Raw genomic sequence first — 18,124 nt, 5'->3', positions numbered from 1 at the left:
ATTATGACTGACGAAAAAAGAACTTTTGAATCTGGTAGTAATGACAATATAAATAGGGAAAATGTAAAAAAGGAATTTGATACTCGTAAAGAAAATTTAGAGAACGATTTTAATCAGGCTAAAACCAAAGTTGAAAGTGATTTTAACCATGTTAAAGATGAAACTACAAATGACTTTAACCATGCTAAAACAAAGGTAGAAAATGACTTTGACCACGCAAAAACTGAAGTAAAGAATGATTTTGATAATCTAACTCACCATAAAGATTCAAATAGAACACATTCTAATGAAACTGTAGATACCTCTAACTATAAAAGAGTAAATACAGAAGGTGATAGAACTCACGAATCTAAGGATAAAGTTACCACTAACAGAAGCGTTAGAGAAAGTAGAAATGACGCAGACAAACCATTTTATTCAAATTGGTGGTTCTGGGTTATATTACTATTAATCATATGGGCACTATGGTATTTTTTCTTTAGAACACCAGCTACAATTTAATTAACCCTATGTTCAGAGGTGATTGCTAAAACTTTCACCTCTTTTATATTACAATTTTCTAAAACTCTTAAAATTTCCATAGCAGTATTACCAGTAGTTACTAAATCATCAATTAGAAGCACACTTTTTCCAGTAAGATCTTTATCATAAGAAAAAGCATCTATTAAATTATAAGCCCTATCTTCTTTATTTAAATTATGCTGGGCCTTAGTATTCTTTATTTTCTTAAAATCGTTTAGATAAAGACACTCAGTATCTTTTATAAAATGATCAGTTATAGTTTTTATATGGTCAAAGCCCCTCTTGTTTATAGTGGATTTTGAACTTGGAGAAGGCAGGATATAATCACAATCAAATAAATTATTTACTCTAGCATAGTCATAAATAATGCTAGCAAAAACCTTGGCTAGCGATGTATTACGATTAAATTTGTAGTCCCCTATTAACTTTTTCATAGATTCATTATAGAAATATACTGCATGAGCCTCATAATTTTCTAAGCTAAATTTATTTGCTACATAGTCTAATTTTTTTAGGCAATCTTTGCATAAAAAATGAGCTACTATCTTGTTTTGCTTACAAGAGTAGCACATATTTTTATCTAAAAATAGTAAATCAATCACCATCTACATTCTCCATCTCATTTATCCAATAGCTAAGATTGGTATATCTTTTATTTGAATTGTTATTATCAACCATTTGCTTGATGATTCGTTTTTCTCCAACAAGGACAACTAGCTTTTTTGCTCGAGTAACTCCTGTATAAAGAAGGTTTCTAGTTAAAAGCATGGGAGCTACCTGCATCATAGGGATGATTACACAATCAAATTCAGAACCTTGTGATTTATGGATGGTAATAGCATAAGAAAGATCTAAATCTCTAATATCCTCTTTTTTATATGTAACCACCGATCCATCATAAAATTCTACTTCTAGTTTCTCATCTTCTTTATCGATTTGGTTTACAAAACCAATATCGCCGTTATAAACTCCCTCGGCATCAGTTAATGCGTTTTCAGCCACCAAATCATAGTTATTTCTAACTTGCATTACCTTATCATGTAGCTTATATATCTTATCATTTATCTTAAGCTCTTCCTTAGTCGGATTTAAGATATTTTGTATATTTTCATTTATATTTGTGGCTCCCCAAGGTGTTTTCTTGCTAGGGCATAGTATTTGTATATCTTTTATCTTATCTAGACCATAAAATTTGGGCAAGCGTTCATTTACTAAATTTGTCAACACATCATTAAAATTATTGCGGTTGGCTTCTATAAAGAAAAAATCCTTGCCCGATTCATTTAAGATTGGATATTCTCCATTGTTGATTTTATGAGCATTTACAATTATATTTGATTCTAGACCTTGCCTGAAAATTTTCTTAAGTCTTATAGTTTTTATATCAGTATTTATAATATCTGCCAAAACATTCCCAGGTCCCACAGACGGTAACTGGTTGCTATCTCCCACCATTATAAGGGCAGTTTCTGGAGAAATAGCACTAAGTAAAGTTTTCATCAAATAGATATCCACCATACTCATCTCATCTACTATTATATAGTCTTTTTCTATTGGGTTTTCTTCATTATATTCTGCAAGTGCTTCATCAGGTTTAATTCCTAATAATCTGTGGATAGTGTAAGCCTCATCTCCAGTGGATTCTTGGATTCTTTTTGCAGCCCTACCAGTAGGCGCTAGCATGGCGTAGGATAAATCATTATTATTTAATATTTTTTTAATGGCATTTATAATAGTGGTTTTACCAGTGCCAGGTCCACCAGTTATTACCATAACCATATTTTTAAAGGCTTCATTTATAGCTACTTGTTGCTCATCAGAAAAGACACTTAAATCTTCATTTATTTCTACATCAAAATTATAGGCACTGTCCTTTTTTTGCTTAAGTGCCATAGCTATGTATTTTTCTGCCTTATATAGGGATTTTTTGTAGACAAATTTTTCATTTTCTATAATAACTATATAAAGTTTACCTGCTAGGGTATCTTTATTTATTTGTTCTATAATATCATCATTTTTAACTCTTAGTAAATTTGCTACTTTATAAGTTAAATAATCAATTTTTATAGCAGTGTGTCCATTAAATTCTGATTCGTAATTTAAGGTATGACTTATACCAGCTGATATTCTAAAACTAGAATTAGAGGATATCTGCATATTACGAGCTATATTATCCGCCATAGTAAAACCTACACCACTTATATCATCTACTAGCCTATATGGATTTGTTTTTATAATATCTATGGTATCTTCTCCATAAAGTTTATATATTTTCATAGAAAGATTATAAGAAATATTTAAGCTTTGTAAGTAGAGCAAGGTATTTCTCGAATCTTTAGTTTCTTCAGTAGTAAGTTTTATATCTGCTATTTTCTTTTTACCAATTCCTTCTATAGACTTTAATTTTTCTGGGTTATTGTAGACTACATCTATAGATTCTTCACCGAATTTATTATAAATCTGAGCAGCAGTTTTTTTGCCTATTCCCTTTATATCAGCATTGGCTAAATATGTAACTATTGCATCCCTGCCAGATGGTTTTAAAAGTTTAATAGAGCTAACATTTATCTGCTCACCATATTTATCATGATAAACTAAGTCTCCTGTTACTTCTACATTATCGCCTTCATCAAAAAAAGGCATAGTGCCTACACAAGTTATATCTGAATCAGATGTATCTACTACAATAATATTGTAGCCATTATCTTCATTTCTATAAATTATGTTAGTAACTATGCCTTCTATTTTCATTTTATTATATTTCTACTCTCTTGATATTAGCTCCAAGATTGGTAAATTTTTCTACTAGGTTGCTATATCCTCTATCAATGTGATAGATATCAGATACTCTAGTTTCACCTTCTGCAGTAAGTGCTGCTATAACTAATGCAGCACCAGCTCTTAAATCTGTTGCACGTACATCTGCTCCATGAAGTTGGTCAACCCCTGCAATAGTCGCTTTATTACCACTTGTAGCAATAGCTGCTCCCATTTTGTTAAGTTGTTCTACGTGCATAAATCTATTTTCAAAAACTGTTTCTTGGATTTTACTTTCTCCATCACAAATTGTCATAAGCGCCATAAATTGTGCTTGAACATCTGTTGGGAAACCTGGGTATGGAAGGGTTTGAATGTTTGTAGGTTTTAATTTTTTATCAACCTTTACCTTAATGATATCTTCATCATCTATTTCATCTACTTCTGCACCCATTTCGATTAATTTTGCAATTACAGGTCTTATATGAGATCCTATTACATTATTAATTGTTACATTTCCTTTTGTCATTGCAGCAGCAATCATATAGCTTGCTGCTTCTATCCTATCTGGAATAATTGTATGACGAGTTCCTGTAAGTTTTTCTACACCTTCAATAGTGATTGTAGATGTACCAGCTCCCTTAATTTTTGCACCCATTTTTGATAAAAATGACGCAAGATCAACTATCTCTGGTTCTTTTGCAGCATTTTCAATTATAGTTTCACCTTCTGCAAGGGTAGCTGCCATCATAATATTTTGTGTAGCTCCTACTGATGGGAAATCTAGGTAGATTTCATTACCTATTAATTTGCCATCAGTTTTTATTGAAATCTCATCATCATTTACGATGTTTGTAGCACCTAGTGCTTCAAATCCTTTTAAGTGTAAATCTATTGGACGAGCTCCTATATTACATCCACCAGGAGCCTTTGTATAGGCTTCTTTAAATCTTGATAAAAGAGGTCCCATTACGACAAAAGATGCACGCATCTTATCCATAAGTTCAAAAGGTGTCTCGCAAGTGTTTATTCCTGATGAATCAATTCTTACTGAGTCTTCACTAATATACTCTACTTTAGAGCCAAGATGTCTTAAAACCTCAATCATGATTTCAACATCTTTAAGTCCTGGAACTCCATCTAATATTATTTCTTCAGTTCCTAGTACGCAGGCTGCAAGTATTGGCAAAGCAGAGTTTTTTGCACCTGAAATAGTAACTTCACCTTCTAGTGGCCCACCACCATTAATAACTAAAATTTCTTTTTTATCCATTTAAAATCCCTTTATTTTGTACCAAATAGTCTATCTCCAGCATCTCCCAGCCCTGGTACAATATAACTATCTTCATTAAGTCCATCATCTAATTGTGCAATAAATATTTCAACATCTGGGTGTTCTTCTTGTAGCTTTTTAACACCCTCTGGAGCTGCAATTATGCTTAACAATTTAATATCTTTGCATCCTTTTTCTTTTAATCTTCCAATAGCATCGCAAGCTGATCCACCAGTGGCAAGCATTGGGTCAACAACTAATATATCTCTACTTTCAACATCTTTTGGTAATTTTGAGTAGTATTCTACAGGCATTAAAGTTTCTTCATCTCGGTACATACCTATATGACCTATTTTAGCTGCAGGAATTACCTCAAGTACTCCATCAACCATGCCTAGGCCTGCTCTTAAAATAGGAACTATGCCCAATTTTTTTCCTGAAATCCTATAACCAGTTGTTTTAGCTACTGGAGTTTCTAATTCGTATTGCTCCAATTCTAAATCTTTGGTAGCCTCATAAGCTAACATTATAGAAAGTTCTTTTATAATTGATCTAAACTCAGTTGCCCCAGTACTAACGTCTCTTAAAATTGAGATTTTATGTTTGATAACTGGATGGTTTAGTACATTTACATTTTCTTGCATAATTCCTCCTAAAGATAAAATATATTATTAGATGCGGATTTTTTCATTCTATTCATTATACTCTTACCCAAGTCGATATCATTAACTCCTTCTGCTAGGATAATATCTACTCCTACACTATCCATCTCTCTTAGTGCCGTAAAGAGGACATGGCTCATATATGAAAGATTGTCCCTATTACCAAAAGATATAGTTTTAAAGTCATCAAAATATGCTATAGAATCATCAAAGGTTAGTATTCCCACCTTATAATTTTGATTTTTATATTTCATAGCTTGGTCTAAGATTTTCTTAGAAGCGTTATCTCCTATATATACTTTCATTTTTGCATTTGGAGAGTAATGTTTATACTTTTGACCTGGAGATTTTGGTATTTTACCATCATTTACCAATGCATCATCTAGGGTAATTGATGGTATGATTTCTTTTAAATATTCATAGGTATAATATCCTGGTCTTAAAATAACAGGATTTTTCTCACTACAATCTACTACTGTTGACTCAATACCTATCTTACAAGAGCCACCGTCTAAAATCATAGGTATTTTTCCATTTAAGTCTTGAAAAACATCCTTAGCTCTAGTAGGAGATGGTTTACCCGATGTATTAGCACTGGGTGCTGCTATAGGGGTATTTGCTTTTGTTATAAAATTTAAGGCAATTTTATCACTTGGCATTCTTATAGCAACAGTATCAAGTCCTGCAGTAACAGCATCAGGAACTACTGATTTTTTTTTCATAATCAAAGTTAGTGGTCCTGGCCAGCAAGTTTTAATTAATTTTTTAGCATCATCGTTTATGCTATCTACTAAATTATATAGCATATCTTGATTTGAAATATGTAAAATTAATGGATTATCAGATGGTCTGCCTTTTGCTGCAAAAATTTTCTGACATGCAGCCTCATTTAGACCATCTGCACCGAGTCCATAAACGGTTTCAGTGGGAAAAGCAACTAAGTTTCCCTCATTTATTATGTTTGCTGCTATGTTTAGAATATTTTGATCAATATTGTCTTTATCTAAACTAAAAATCTTCGTAATCATTCCTAGCCTGCAATTCTATTTTTTTTATCTCAGCTTCTACCCTCTCGTTCATTATTAGTGAATATGTTGGATCCATATGAATGCTAAGATCTAATCCAATTTCTTTTTTAATTTCTCTTTGTATGTCAGTAACAATTTTATGAGCTACAAGTAGTGATAAATTTTCTGCAATTTCGACATCAACTGATCCATCTAAGTTACCCTTCCCATATTCATGAAGGTGTAAATTGTGGTAACCTATTATAAAATCATTTGCTAGTATTATATTGCCAACTCTTTTTTCAATCTCAGGGTCTACTCGCTCTCCTAAAAGATAAGCTGCAGATTGTTTAAATAAATCAAGACCTGGCATAAATACAAATACAGCTAGTATTGCTCCCATTATGGCATCTACTTTTATTCCCAAGTATTTTTCAAACAAAGCACCTATAATAATACCTAAAGTAGCAAGAATATCATTTCTAGCATCAGCCATTACGCCAAAGTTTAAGTCAGAATCTAAATCTTTATATAGTTTCTTATTTAAAAAATAAATGTAAACTTTAGTAAGAATACTAAAGGAAAGAACAATAATTGCTATAGTACTAAAATCGGTAACACTATCATTTGCATAATGTTGAAGGGCATTTATAAATAATTGCGCCCCCACATACATAATTAATATTCCAACTAAAAGTGATATCAAACTTTCACTACGCCCATGGCCATATGGGTGATCTTTATCAGCTGGTTTTTGGCTAACTTTTGATCCTACAAGGGCCATTATAGAAACTACAGTATCAGATAAATTATTAAAACCATCATTTATTATAGCTGATGAATTTGTAGAATAACCTACAAGTAGCTTAAATATAACCAAAATAAGGTTAATGACTATTCCTATAATAGAAGATAGTGATATTAATTTTAATCTGACACTTGGATTACTATGATTCTTATAATTTTTTATAAACTTACTTGCTAAAAAGTTAAACAAGTTATTCTCCTATTTGTTCAAGCTTTCTAGTTTGATCTTCAGCTATTAGTGAGTTTATCATCTCTTCTATATTACCATTTAAAAAGTCATCTAGTTGGTAGATAGTTTTATTTATTCTATGATCAGTAATCCTTCCTTGTGGGAAGTTATAAGTTCTGATTCTCTCACTTCTATCTCCAGTACCCACCTGAGATTTTCTGTTATCAGCTATCTCTTTATTTCTTTTTTCTTCTTCAAGTTCATAAAGACGAGCTCTTAAAACCCTCATAGCTTTTTCTTTATTTTTTATCTGACTTTTTTCATCTTGACATGTTACAACCAGACCTGTTGGTTCGTGAGTCAATCTTACCGCTGAGTCAGTTGTATTTACTGATTGACCACCGTTACCACTTGATCTATAAACATCAACTCTAACATCATTAGGATCTATTTGAATATCTACATCATCAACTTCTGGTAAAACCGCAACTGTTGCTGTTGAGGTGTGAATTCTACCGCCAGATTCAGTTTCTGGTACACGTTGAACTCTATGTACTCCTGATTCATATTTTAATTTTGAATAAGCTCCCTCGCCTTTTACAACAAAAGTAGCTTCTTTAATACCACCAACACCTTGGTTGTCTACATCTATTTCTTCTGTTTTAAATCCTGCTTTATCAGCATACATGTTATACATTCTATAAAGATCACCAGCAAAAAGTCCAGCTTCATCTCCACCTGCACCAGGACGAATTTCTACGATAACGTCTTTGCTATCGTTAGGGTCTTTAGGTATAAGTAAGATTCTCATCTCTTCATTGTAGGTTTCAAGATTTTTCTTATTCTCACTAATTTCTTCTTTTAGCATATCAAGCATTTCACTATCATTAGTTTCGCTCATTAATTCTTGGTTTTCTTCAATAGTTGCTTGAGCTTGTAAGATATCTTCGTATTTTTCAACAATTGGTTTTAGTGAGTTATACTCTCTAGAAATTTTTGTATACTTATCTATATCGGATAATATTTCAGGATCAGCAAGTTTTAATTCCAAATCTTTATAATTTTCTCTAATATGATCTAAATTTTCAAACATATTTATCCTTTCTGGGCCACGACAATTCTATCGAAGCCGTTATAATCTTTTATATTATCTATATTTTTAAAATCAGATTTGATCAACAGGTCATTTATGGCTGCCTTTTGGTCATATCCAATCTCAAAAATAAGGTGGCCATCATCATTTAAATAATTCGAAGCTTCTTTTATAATGTCTTTATAAAAATCTAGGCCATCTATACCACCTACTAGGGCAGTTTTTGGCTCGTAAAATAATTTTTTATCTAAAGATTTATAATCTTCTTCACTAATATAAGGTGGATTTGAAACTACAAGGTCAAACTTTTCATTAACATTAGTAAATAAGTCACTTTTTAAAAAATTAACATTATCTAAAGCTAATCTCTTTTTATTTTCATCTGCAAGAGATAAGGCCTTATCTGATATATCTACCCCAATAACTTTGGATTCATCCAAATTATTTGCTAAGGCTAGGCTAATAGCTCCTGTTCCTGTTCCTATATCTAGTATAGATTTTTTATTTATAGGGCTATCTAATATATACTCAACTAAAATTTCTGTCTCAAATCTAGGTATTAGGGCTCTTTTATCTACTAATAAATCCAAGCCAAAAAAATCCCAATGACCTATAGCATATTGGAGAGGCTCACCCTTTGCTAGCTTTTGTTCTATTATTTTTAAATCATAACTAGTTTCTTCATTTAAAGTGAAATCTTGGTTTAAATATATAAATGATTTTGATTTATCAATTAAATAGCTAAGAGCAATTATTAAGTCTGGATTATTCTTAGCTAAAATATCTTTTATTTTCATTATTTACACAAAAATAAGGTTAGTTGCCTAACCTTATTATTTTCTACCGTATCTTCTGTTAAATTTCTCAACGTTACCACCACGTTCAGCATTTCTTTGTTTTCCTGAGTAGAAAGGATGGCAATTGTTGCAAACTTCTACTTTGATTTCTTCTGCAGTAGATCCTACTGTGAATTCATTTCCACAAGAAATACATGTTACTTTTGCTTCGTGATATTCTGGTTGGATTTCTTTATTCATTTAAACACCTCTATTTCTTGATTCAATAAGCATAATAAATTATACCATCTTGAAATACTAATATCAACTTATAAAGAATTATTTATAAGCTTCATTAAATTTTCATTATCTGGTGTTCTTTTAATTAAATCGATCAGTTCAACTATAGATTCAGTTGTATCCATATCTGATTTTCTAATTTTATATATGGCTTCCAGCTCATCTTTGCTTAAAAGTAATTCTTCACGTCTTGTAGATGATTTTTCTATGTTTATAGCTGGGAATATTCTTCTATCTGATAGTCTTCTATCAAGATGTATTTCCATATTTCCTGTTCCCTTAAACTCTTCAAAAATCATATCATCCATACGGCTACCTGTATCTACTAAGGCAGTAGCAAGTATTGTAAGTGATCCACCATCTTCTACATTACGAGCAGCTCCAAAAAATTGTTTGGGTCCAACTAAGGCTAATGGATCTAACCCCCCTGACAGAGTCCTACCTGATTGAGGAGTGATAATATTATATGCACGGGCAAGTCTTGTAATAGAATCTAGTAAGATAACTACATCTTTTTTATCCTCAACAAATCTTTTTGCACGTTCTAAAATCATTTCTGCGATATCTATATGATTTTGTGGAGGCATATCAAAGGTGGATGATGCTACCTCTGTCCTCATATAATCATTATTAGGATCACGATATTCATTTACATATCTTATAAAGTCAGTAACCTCTTCTGGTCTTTCATCGATTAAAAGAACAAAGATTTTAACATCGTCATAATTTTTTTCTATAGAACGTTCAATATTTTTTATCAGAGTTGTCTTACCAGCTTTAGGTTGAGAAACAATAAGTCCCCTCTGACCGCGCCCAATAGGTGCAATCATATCTATAATACGTCCAGGAACGTTTTCTCGATTTGTTTGAAGCCTTATTCTTTGATTTGGATAAATAGGGGTTAAGTCTTCAAAAGATAATCTATTAAAGGCTTCACCTGGCTTGATTCCATTTACATCTGAAACAAAGATTAAAGGAGCAAATTTATCCTTATCATGTTTTTCTCTTGCAATACCTTTTATATAGTCACCTGTTTTTAGCCTAAACATTTTAATCTGCTTAGGTGGGACATAAATATCATCATCGCCTTGCTCATAAAGATCAGATCTTAAAAATCCAAAACCATCTGGAAGGATTTCTAGGACACCTTCACAATCAAACTTATCTCCAAGATCATTGTCTTGTTTTTCTTTTTCTTCTTCTTCTTTTTCTCTTCTTTTTTCTTCTATTAATTTAATTAATTCATCTTTTTTATATTTTGTAACCGACGGAATTTCTAGATCTTTTGCTATTTCCCTAAGTTCAGCTACAAGTTTTTCTTCTAAATTCTCCATATGTATCCTGTGAAAAAATTAAAGGACCAATTGGTTAAACCAAAATGGCCCTTTTTTAGTAATTATTTATTAGCAGAACCTTCAGAACCAAACATATCAAGTTTTTGATATATAATTTCTTTAATAGCTTCAGTTCCTGGTGCTAATAGTTTTCTTGGGTCAAAGCCTTTACCTTCTAGGTCTTTACCAGCTTCAACATACTCTCTAGTTGCTTTAGCAAATGCTAATTGACATTCTGTATTTACATTTATTTTTGAAACTCCAAGTTCAATAGCTTTTTTGATTTGATCTTCTGGAATTCCTGTACCACCGTGTAGAACTATAGGCATATTTACTGCATCTGACACTTCTTTTAATCTATCAAAGTTTAATCCTTGCCAATCAGCTGGATAAACACCGTGGATATTACCAATACCTGCTGCAATAAAGTCAAGTCCACAAGAAGCTAGTTGCTTACATTCATCTACATCTGCAAGTTCTCCAGCGCTTGTAACACCATCTTCTTCTCCACCTATACCGCCAACTTCTCCTTCTACAGAGATGCCTTTAGCGTGAGCTAACTCAACAATTTCACGAGTTTTTTCTAAGTTTTCTTCTAGTGGTAGACTTGATCCATCAAACATAACAGAAGTATAACCAGCTTCAATTGCTTTTTTAGCCCCTTCATATGTTCCATGGTCTAAGTGAAGAGCAACTGGTACTGTGATTCCTAAATCATCGTGCATTGTTTTTACAAGAGCTGCTACTGTATTAAAACCACCCATGTATTTTACTGCACCTTCAGATGAAGCTATGATTACAGCTGTTTGTTTTTCTTCACAAGCTTGAAGAATAGCTTTTGTCCATTCTAGGTTATTTGTATTAAAGTGACCTATAGCATATCCATTTTCATAAGCTTTGTCTAACATTTCTTTTGCATTTACTAACATATTCTTTCTCTCCTTTTAAGCTTCGTAAGTTCCTGGTTTATGTCTAGTCATAACTAAATCTGACTTGACATTTTCAATAACTTTTTTAATAGCTTCATTAACATCTACAGATTCATTTATACCCTCACGACGTGTAGAGTATTCAACTTTTTTATCAGCTGCTTGCTTACCTACAGTTATTCTATATGGAATTCCTATAAGGTCTCTATCATTAAATTTAACTCCAGCTCTTTCTTGTCTATCATCTAATAAGACATCTATACCATTTTCTTGAAGTTTTTCATAAATTTCTTCTGATAGTGCTTGTTGTTCTTCATCTTTTGTATTTATTGTTGTGATGATTGCTTCAAAAGGTGCAACTGTTGTTGGCCAAATGATACCTTTTTCATCGTGGTTTTGTTCAATAATAGCTGCGATGGAACGGCTAACACCTATACCATAAGAACCCATAACTATAGGCTGTTGCTTACCATCTTTATCTAAGTAATAAGCACCGACAGATTCAGAATATTTTGTACCAAGTTGGAATATATTTCCTACTTCTATACCTTGGGCAGCTTTTAATTTGCCAGACCCATCTATAGCCATGTCTCCTTCTTTAGCTGTTAGTAAATCTTCTGCAACTTCTCCCTCAAAATCACGACCAAATGTAGCATTGATGTAGTGGTGGTTTTTCTTATTTGCACCTATAACAGTATTTGTCATTTTAGTAATTGATTTATCAACAATAACTCTTGGTTCATTTAATAATCCTTTTGGTCCAGTATATCCTGGTTCTGCTCCAGTATATTTTAGGATCATTTCATCATCCATCATTTCAATTTCGTGCTCTGGAACTTGTAGGTAGGCAATAAGTTTTGCCATATTAAGTTCTCTATCACCTGGTACAAATACGAAAACTGGTTCGCCTTCTACTTTTAAGTCTACAGTTTTTACTAGTTTTTCTTCTGGTACGCCTAAGAATTCACTAACTTCTTTTATTGTGGTTTTATCAGTTGTTTCTACTAGTTCAAGATCTTTTAATTCTTCAGTTTCATATTCTTTGATAAAGGCTGCTTTTTCAATTGTTGCTGCATAATCTGACTCATCAGTATAAAAAATTATACCTTCACCATTTTCAGCTGTAGCTATAAATTCGTGTGAAACCCTACCCCCCATGGCTCCAGTATCACCTTGTACGATTTTATAGTCAAGTCTCATATTATCAAAGGCTTGGATGTAAGCATCCCACATTTTTTGGTAAGAAATTTGTAATTGGTCATAGTCTTCATCAAATGAATAAGCATCTTTCATAAGAAAGCTACGAGCTCTGATGATACCATTTCTAGGTCTTCTTTCATCTCTAAATTTTTCAACGATTTGATAGAGATTTAAAGGTAACTGTTTATAAGAAATCAATTCGTTTTTTACTAAATCCGCAAAATATTCCTCAGCTGTTGGACCAAAACAGTAATCACGACCAAGTCTATCAGTCATTTTAAGCATTTCTGGACCAAATGTTTGCCATCTACCAGATGCTTCCCATAATTCTTTTGGTTGAATCATAGAAGTTTCAACTTGGATAGAATCATAATCTTCCATAGCATCACGAACTATTTGATAAATTTTATTCTTAACTTTCATACCAAGTGGTAAGTAAGAATAAATACCTGTTTCTTGTTTTCTAACAAATGCTCCTCTTACAAGTAGCTTATGACTTACTACCTCGGCATCTGCTGGGTCATCCCTTAGGGTTGGCATATAGTAATTTGTTAATTTCATTCATATCTCCTATTATAAAAATTTGTTGCTAAGTCTATTTAATTATTATATAAATTTAGAATTCGGGGGCTTTAGCAACGCACTTATTATAATATGTTTTTGTGTTTGCTTTTTTGTCATTAATATAATTTGACTTATGATTATCCATATAATCTCCTTTAGTTTATCATCGATAAAGATATTCTTGACTTTTCTTTATCAATATCGATAACCTTAACATTAATTATATCCGAATTTTTTAAAATTTCATTAGGATCAGTTATGAACTTATCACTCATTTTTGATATATGAACTAGCCCATCAGTCCCTACACCTATATCAACAAAGGCTCCAAAGTCAGTTACATTTCTAACTTTACCCTTTAACTCATCCCCAATTTTTATATCATCTATAGTCATAATCTCAGATTTTGTTAATACTTCTGGATTCTCATCTCTAGGATCACGTCCTGGTTTTTGAAGTTCTTTTATTATATCTTCTAATGTTGGAACCCCTACATCTAAATCTTTACTCACTTCGCTAATATCTATCTTATCTAAATCATATTTAGCAAGTTTTTTAGCTATTGCATAGCTTTCCGGATGAACTCCAGTATTATCTAGTAATTCTGGTGAATCAGGAAATCTCAGAAATCCTGCAGCAAGTTTATAAGTTTTATCGCCCAATCCTTTTATACTTTTTAAATCTTTTCTATAAATGATTGACCCCTCTTTAAAACTATCTTCTATTCTTTTAGCAAGGGTTAAGTTTAGACCTGAAACGTAGGAAAGGAGCTTGTAAGAAGCATTATTAATGGATACTCCTACTTCATTTACTGCATCTTCTACGACCTTAGATAATTCTTCATCTAATTTTTTCTCATTTAAATCATGCTGGTATTGGCCAACTCCAATATGTTTGGGTTCAATTTTTACAAGTTCTGCCATAGGGTCTTGAAGTCTTCTTGCCATAGAAACTGCCCCACGGATTGTTACATCTAAATCTGGAAACTCTTCTTCTCCTAGAGCAGATGCAGAATAAACTGAAGCGCCAGCTTCATTAACTACTGCATAGGCCAGATCCCTATCACTTTGCTCTATAAGTTTATTTACAAATATTTCTGTTTCTCTACTTGCTGTAGCATTTCCTAGGGCAATTAAGTTAACATCATGTTTTTCAATCAAATCATTTAATATTTTTATAGATTCTTTTTCCTTTTTATGAGGCTCTACTGGGTAAATTACTGCTTGATCAAGATATTTACCATTGCCATCCACAACAGCTACCTTACAACCAGTTCGAAAACCAGGGTCAAGACCCATAACAGTTTTACCTTTTATAGGTCTTTGCAAAAAGTATGGTTTTAAGTTTTTAGAAAAAACTTTAATTGATTCATCTTCCGCTGATTCTGTTAAGAAATTACGAAGTTCAGTTGTAATTGAAGGTAAAATTAATCTTTTGTAAGCATCATCAATACCTAGCTCCAGCAGTTCTTTTTGAAAATCATTATTTACTTGATATAAATCGGCAATAAGTTTTTTGTTATAAGCATTTGAAAATTCTAATTTGACACTTAAAGCACCTTCTCTTTCTGCCCTGTTGATAGCCAAAATTTGGTAAGATTTTATATCTTTGAGTTTTTTACTAAAATCATAATAGGTTTCATAGGTTCTTTCGGAATCATCCTTTTCAGTTGCAATTAACTTTGCCCTAATCATCCCATCTCGTCTAATAATATTTCTAGCATCAATATTGTTTGATATATCTTCTGCTAGGATATCCAAAGATTTTTCTATTGCAAGTTCTGGACTATCAACATCTTTATTAACAAAGTCTTTTGCAAATTCTAGAGCATTTTCTCTATCTTTAGCTTCAGCCATTAAATATTTATATAAAGGTTCAAGGCCCATTTCTTTCGCCTTATCAGCCCTTGTTTTTCTTTTTTTCTTAAATGGAGCATAGATATCTTCTAAAAGAGTTAGAGAATTTGCTGATAAGATTTGCTCTTTTAATTCATCTGTAAGCTTTTCTTGACTTTCTAGTGAGTTAATAATCTCTTCTTGTCTTTTTTCTATATTTCTAAGTTTATTTAAGTTTTTTTCTATATCTCTAATATCAACATCTGTAAGGTTGCCAGTCTTTTCTTTTCTATATCTTGCGATAAAAGCAACTGTGGATCCTTCATCCAAAAGTTCAATTACATTAGAAATATTTTTCTCGTTTATATTTAGTTGTTCTGATAAAATTTGTGTAATGTTCATAATATCCTTATAAAATTAAAAGTTTCAGTAAGTAAATAAGTAAAAGATGGGCTGGATAAAAAATATAAAAAGCCCATTTGTTTTGTTTTCCTTTTTGTCCATTATAGAGCATAATTAACGGGATTGATAAATAAACAAAACCATAGCTAATAGGTATAGCATATCCAAATACTCTAAATTCAAAATAAAAAGCTATTAATAAAGCTAGTGCGGTTAGAAGTTTATTATCCTTTGCCAAATATAAAAGTACTATAGCAACTATCCCATTTACGTTATAATCAGTCCTCATAATTAAAGAAAGATTTCTGGCTAATATTATAATTAATAAACCAGCTAGGACCTTAATTACAACATTATAATTACTCTTTCTTAAGTAGTCTATCCCATATACTGTAATAGCCCCCATTAATAGTGTAAAAATAACATTTTGACTTTCCCAATAAAAAGGCGTCCCATAAAGTGCTAAGTCAAATGGAATTTCTGATATTAGGGAAAATATAAACATCCTTAGCATATATTTTCTAAAATCCTTGGTATAAATAACTGCTTGAACAGTAAAAAAACAAAAAATAGGCATTGATATCCTACCTAGAAAAACAAATATATCTGCTAGAACGTAATATTTATTACCTAGACCATATATAAATCCTGTTTGTGCTAAGTGGGATAAGAGCATAAAAAACATGGCAATATATTTTAAATGTGCCCCTGTTAAATATGATCTTTGCCTATACCAAACTTTCGTATACACTTCTTTTGGTTTGTATTCTAAAAAATTCATTTTAATTTCCTGTAATAAAGTTTATTTTATATTTTGGAAAATTCATGCTAATAATTTTTCCACCAACATTGGCGTAGTCTTTTTCGTCTATATCATATATATTTGATGGATCAAAAAAGACAACCTTGCTGGATGGATTTTGATTAGGGCTTACTATTAACTCAAACTTATACGAGTCTTTAGCTTTTGAGTACATAAGCAAAATATCTATAAATCGACCATAGTCATATTCGTTTACATTTTCAAATTCTAAGTCAATCTTATATTCATTATTTTCTTGGATTTTAAGAATAGGCCTAGAACTTGTGTAAGATATTTTTTCGCCTGATTTCAAGCTAATGATTATCATAGTTGTTTGATTGTGATTATTAGAAAAATCGCTACTAACAAGTTTTAAAAGATCAGTATTTGAAAGAGAATGAGAAGCTTCTTTATCGTATTCACCATGTCCGATTTTTTCATTTTTTTTCTTATCAGATTCAATATTTGCCACACTTATTTTTTCTTCTATATCTTTTTTGTCAATTTTTATAGTTTCAGTGGTTTCTTTTGGATCCACTTTTTTTTCTAAAGTTTTTCTAGTTCTCCTGCCCTGGTTTTTAGAGTTATGATAACTTTTTTTGCTTTCATCTGAACTTAAATAATCTTTTATCTCTTTAAAGTCCATCTTATCCCCTAAGATAATACTTTCTTTAGTGCTAAGGTACTTATAAGTAGAATATATTGTTTTAACGAGCATATAGATAAAAGTAATAGATGTTAGAATCCTAATAATTTTTCCATCTACTATCCAATCTAAATGAACTAAATTTAAAAATAGCATAATTAAAAAAGGAAGGATACCTGTGTATCTGAAAAAATTACCCACCTTACTATCGCTTTTTTTAGATGTAGATATTCCTAAATTGCTCATTCTTATTAGTATCTTAAATATCTTTAAGAAAAATATTATAAAACCCACTATGTAAAGTATGGTAACAAAATTATAAACCTGTGGGAAATTATAATATATATCATAAGGAATAGATTTGATTGCATAATCGATTCCAAAGGCTAGGGCCAAAACAAATAGTCCTGTTTTTCTAAAAGTCCTAGATATAATAAAAATAAGAAAATTCAATAATATAAAAATTAGGGGTAACAAAGCTAGCCTGTTACTCATTAGAATTGTTTGTAGTTGTCTTAAAATAAATGAAAAATCCATAATAAACTCCTACCTAATTATATCAAATATGATTCTTTTGCCAAAGCTTTTAATTATTTCAATTGTCTATTCAGAAATTATAAGTATAGTTTATTTATAATTCGCTTCAATAGCTCAATTGGCAGAGCAACGGTATCGTAAACCGTAGGTTGCAGGTTCAACTCCTGTTTGAAGCTCCAACTTATCCCTTGCAAGTATACTTTGCAAGGGTTTTTTATTATGAAGCTAATCAGTCTATAATTATTTTTATTCTATAAAATAAAAAAGATGCTAGCTAAGGCTAACATCTTTTATTTATAATAATATGTCTAAGTTGTATGTATTATTTTTATTCTGGATCGATTGCGTCTACTGGACAAACAGAAGCACATGTTCCACAATCAATGCAAGTATCAGCGTCGATTACGTATGCATCATCTCCAGCTGAGATTGCGTCTACTGGACATTCTCCTGCACATGTTCCACAGCTAATGCATGTATTTTCGTCTATTACGTATGCCATAATTACC

Annotated in this window: 17 protein-coding genes and 1 tRNA gene; 2 read left to right on the top strand and 16 right to left on the bottom strand. The window is 31.6% G+C overall.

Going from position 1 to position 18,124, the window contains the following annotated elements:
* Window positions 1–3 precede the first annotated feature (3 nt).
* A complete protein-coding gene (locus AB9Q04_RS05190) occupies window positions 4–501 on the top strand; it encodes a hypothetical protein (protein ID WP_410024306.1) in 498 nt (165 codons plus the stop codon).
* On the opposite strand, the gene AB9Q04_RS05185 is transcribed toward AB9Q04_RS05190, so the two are convergent.
* From AB9Q04_RS05185 to AB9Q04_RS05115, 15 genes are all read right to left on the bottom strand, one after another.
* A complete protein-coding gene (locus AB9Q04_RS05185; protein WP_410024305.1) occupies window positions 498–1,127 on the bottom strand; it encodes a ComF family protein in 630 nt (209 codons plus the stop codon). The genes AB9Q04_RS05190 and AB9Q04_RS05185 overlap by 4 nt on opposite strands.
* The gene (gene recD2, locus AB9Q04_RS05180) at window positions 1,117–3,273 is read right to left on the bottom strand and encodes an SF1B family DNA helicase RecD2 (protein ID WP_410024304.1); all 2,157 of its coding nucleotides are present in this window, start codon (window positions 3,271–3,273) and stop codon (window positions 1,117–1,119) included. Before recD2 ends, AB9Q04_RS05185 begins: the two co-directional genes overlap by 11 nt.
* A gap of 4 nt (window positions 3,274–3,277) precedes the next feature.
* Window positions 3,278–4,552: a UDP-N-acetylglucosamine 1-carboxyvinyltransferase gene (murA, locus tag AB9Q04_RS05175; RefSeq protein ID WP_410024303.1), complete on the bottom strand. Its 1,275-nt coding sequence runs from the start codon at window positions 4,550–4,552 to the stop codon at window positions 3,278–3,280.
* 11 nt (window positions 4,553–4,563) lie between these two features.
* The gene (gene upp / locus AB9Q04_RS05170; protein WP_410024302.1) at window positions 4,564–5,196 is read right to left on the bottom strand and encodes a uracil phosphoribosyltransferase; all 633 of its coding nucleotides are present in this window, start codon (window positions 5,194–5,196) and stop codon (window positions 4,564–4,566) included.
* Between the two features lie 8 nt (window positions 5,197–5,204).
* The gene (locus tag AB9Q04_RS05165; RefSeq protein WP_410024301.1) at window positions 5,205–6,242 is read right to left on the bottom strand and encodes an L-threonylcarbamoyladenylate synthase; all 1,038 of its coding nucleotides are present in this window, start codon (window positions 6,240–6,242) and stop codon (window positions 5,205–5,207) included.
* Complete coding sequence (locus tag AB9Q04_RS05160) at window positions 6,223–7,218, bottom strand: cation diffusion facilitator family transporter (protein ID WP_410024300.1); 996 nt, start codon at window positions 7,216–7,218, stop codon at window positions 6,223–6,225. Before AB9Q04_RS05160 ends, AB9Q04_RS05165 begins: the two co-directional genes overlap by 20 nt.
* 1 nt (window position 7,219) lies before the next feature.
* A complete protein-coding gene (gene prfA, locus AB9Q04_RS05155; protein ID WP_410024299.1) occupies window positions 7,220–8,290 on the bottom strand; it encodes a peptide chain release factor 1 in 1,071 nt (356 codons plus the stop codon).
* Window positions 8,291–8,292: 2 nt separating this feature from the next.
* A complete protein-coding gene (gene prmC, locus AB9Q04_RS05150; RefSeq protein ID WP_410024298.1) occupies window positions 8,293–9,087 on the bottom strand; it encodes a peptide chain release factor N(5)-glutamine methyltransferase in 795 nt (264 codons plus the stop codon).
* 36 nt (window positions 9,088–9,123) lie between these two features.
* Complete coding sequence (rpmE, locus tag AB9Q04_RS05145; protein WP_410024297.1) at window positions 9,124–9,327, bottom strand: 50S ribosomal protein L31; 204 nt, start codon at window positions 9,325–9,327, stop codon at window positions 9,124–9,126.
* Window positions 9,328–9,395: 68 nt separating this feature from the next.
* Complete coding sequence (gene rho / locus AB9Q04_RS05140) at window positions 9,396–10,700, bottom strand: transcription termination factor Rho (protein WP_410024296.1); 1,305 nt, start codon at window positions 10,698–10,700, stop codon at window positions 9,396–9,398.
* Window positions 10,701–10,762: 62 nt separating this feature from the next.
* Complete coding sequence (gene fba / locus AB9Q04_RS05135; RefSeq protein WP_394018054.1) at window positions 10,763–11,629, bottom strand: class II fructose-1,6-bisphosphate aldolase; 867 nt, start codon at window positions 11,627–11,629, stop codon at window positions 10,763–10,765.
* A gap of 15 nt (window positions 11,630–11,644) precedes the next feature.
* Window positions 11,645–13,390 (bottom strand): proline--tRNA ligase, encoded by a 1,746-nt coding sequence (locus AB9Q04_RS05130; protein ID WP_410024295.1) that lies wholly within the window; start codon window positions 13,388–13,390, stop codon window positions 11,645–11,647.
* Window positions 13,391–13,548: 158 nt separating this feature from the next.
* Complete coding sequence (locus AB9Q04_RS05125; RefSeq protein WP_410024294.1) at window positions 13,549–15,630, bottom strand: Tex-like N-terminal domain-containing protein; 2,082 nt, start codon at window positions 15,628–15,630, stop codon at window positions 13,549–13,551.
* A 7-nt stretch (window positions 15,631–15,637) separates the two neighbouring features.
* A complete protein-coding gene (locus tag AB9Q04_RS05120) occupies window positions 15,638–16,411 on the bottom strand; it encodes a TraX family protein (RefSeq protein WP_394011613.1) in 774 nt (257 codons plus the stop codon).
* A 1-nt stretch (window position 16,412) separates the two neighbouring features.
* Window positions 16,413–17,615, bottom strand: a complete 1,203-nt coding sequence (locus AB9Q04_RS05115; RefSeq protein WP_410024293.1) for a hypothetical protein — start codon at window positions 17,613–17,615, stop codon at window positions 16,413–16,415.
* Window positions 17,616–17,718: 103 nt separating this feature from the next.
* Here AB9Q04_RS05115 and AB9Q04_RS05110 point away from each other — a divergent pair.
* A tRNA-Thr gene (locus AB9Q04_RS05110) sits at window positions 17,719–17,794 on the top strand.
* 149 nt (window positions 17,795–17,943) lie between these two features.
* On the opposite strand, the gene AB9Q04_RS05105 is transcribed toward AB9Q04_RS05110, so the two are convergent.
* Complete coding sequence (locus AB9Q04_RS05105) at window positions 17,944–18,117, bottom strand: indolepyruvate ferredoxin oxidoreductase subunit alpha (protein WP_262122347.1); 174 nt, start codon at window positions 18,115–18,117, stop codon at window positions 17,944–17,946.
* Window positions 18,118–18,124: the final 7 nt, after the last annotated feature.

The organism is Anaerococcus groningensis (assembly GCF_046365465.1).
GTDB lineage: Bacteria > Bacillota > Clostridia > Tissierellales > Peptoniphilaceae > Anaerococcus > Anaerococcus groningensis.
Note: the sequence above shows the minus strand (reverse complement) of the source record. Positions and strands in the feature narration are given on the sequence as shown.

Excerpts from the sequence above, each read along its gene's own strand:
- AB9Q04_RS05115 (WP_410024293.1), bottom strand. The coding sequence starts at position 17,615 with ATGGATTTTTCATTTATTTTAAGACAACTACAAACAATTCTAATGAGT.
- AB9Q04_RS05185 (WP_410024305.1), bottom strand. The coding sequence starts at position 1,127 with ATGGTGATTGATTTACTATTTTTAGATAAAAATATGTGCTACTCTTGT.
- AB9Q04_RS05165 (WP_410024301.1), bottom strand. The coding sequence starts at position 6,242 with ATGATTACGAAGATTTTTAGTTTAGATAAAGACAATATTGATCAAAAT.
- AB9Q04_RS05130 (WP_410024295.1), bottom strand. The coding sequence starts at position 13,390 with ATGAAATTAACAAATTACTATATGCCAACCCTAAGGGATGACCCAGCA.
- murA (WP_410024303.1), bottom strand. The coding sequence starts at position 4,552 with ATGGATAAAAAAGAAATTTTAGTTATTAATGGTGGTGGGCCACTAGAA.
- AB9Q04_RS05190 (WP_410024306.1), top strand. The coding sequence starts at position 4 with ATGACTGACGAAAAAAGAACTTTTGAATCTGGTAGTAATGACAATATA.
- prfA (WP_410024299.1), bottom strand. The coding sequence starts at position 8,290 with ATGTTTGAAAATTTAGATCATATTAGAGAAAATTATAAAGATTTGGAA.
- fba (WP_394018054.1), bottom strand. The coding sequence starts at position 11,629 with ATGTTAGTAAATGCAAAAGAAATGTTAGACAAAGCTTATGAAAATGGA.
- AB9Q04_RS05105 (WP_262122347.1), bottom strand. The coding sequence starts at position 18,117 with ATGGCATACGTAATAGACGAAAATACATGCATTAGCTGTGGAACATGT.
- AB9Q04_RS05120 (WP_394011613.1), bottom strand. The coding sequence starts at position 16,411 with ATGAATTTTTTAGAATACAAACCAAAAGAAGTGTATACGAAAGTTTGG.
- rpmE (WP_410024297.1), bottom strand. The coding sequence starts at position 9,327 with ATGAATAAAGAAATCCAACCAGAATATCACGAAGCAAAAGTAACATGT.
- prmC (WP_410024298.1), bottom strand. The coding sequence starts at position 9,087 with ATGAAAATAAAAGATATTTTAGCTAAGAATAATCCAGACTTAATAATT.
- recD2 (WP_410024304.1), bottom strand. The coding sequence starts at position 3,273 with ATGAAAATAGAAGGCATAGTTACTAACATAATTTATAGAAATGAAGAT.
- AB9Q04_RS05125 (WP_410024294.1), bottom strand. The coding sequence starts at position 15,630 with ATGAACATTACACAAATTTTATCAGAACAACTAAATATAAACGAGAAA.
- upp (WP_410024302.1), bottom strand. The coding sequence starts at position 5,196 with ATGCAAGAAAATGTAAATGTACTAAACCATCCAGTTATCAAACATAAA.
- rho (WP_410024296.1), bottom strand. The coding sequence starts at position 10,700 with ATGGAGAATTTAGAAGAAAAACTTGTAGCTGAACTTAGGGAAATAGCA.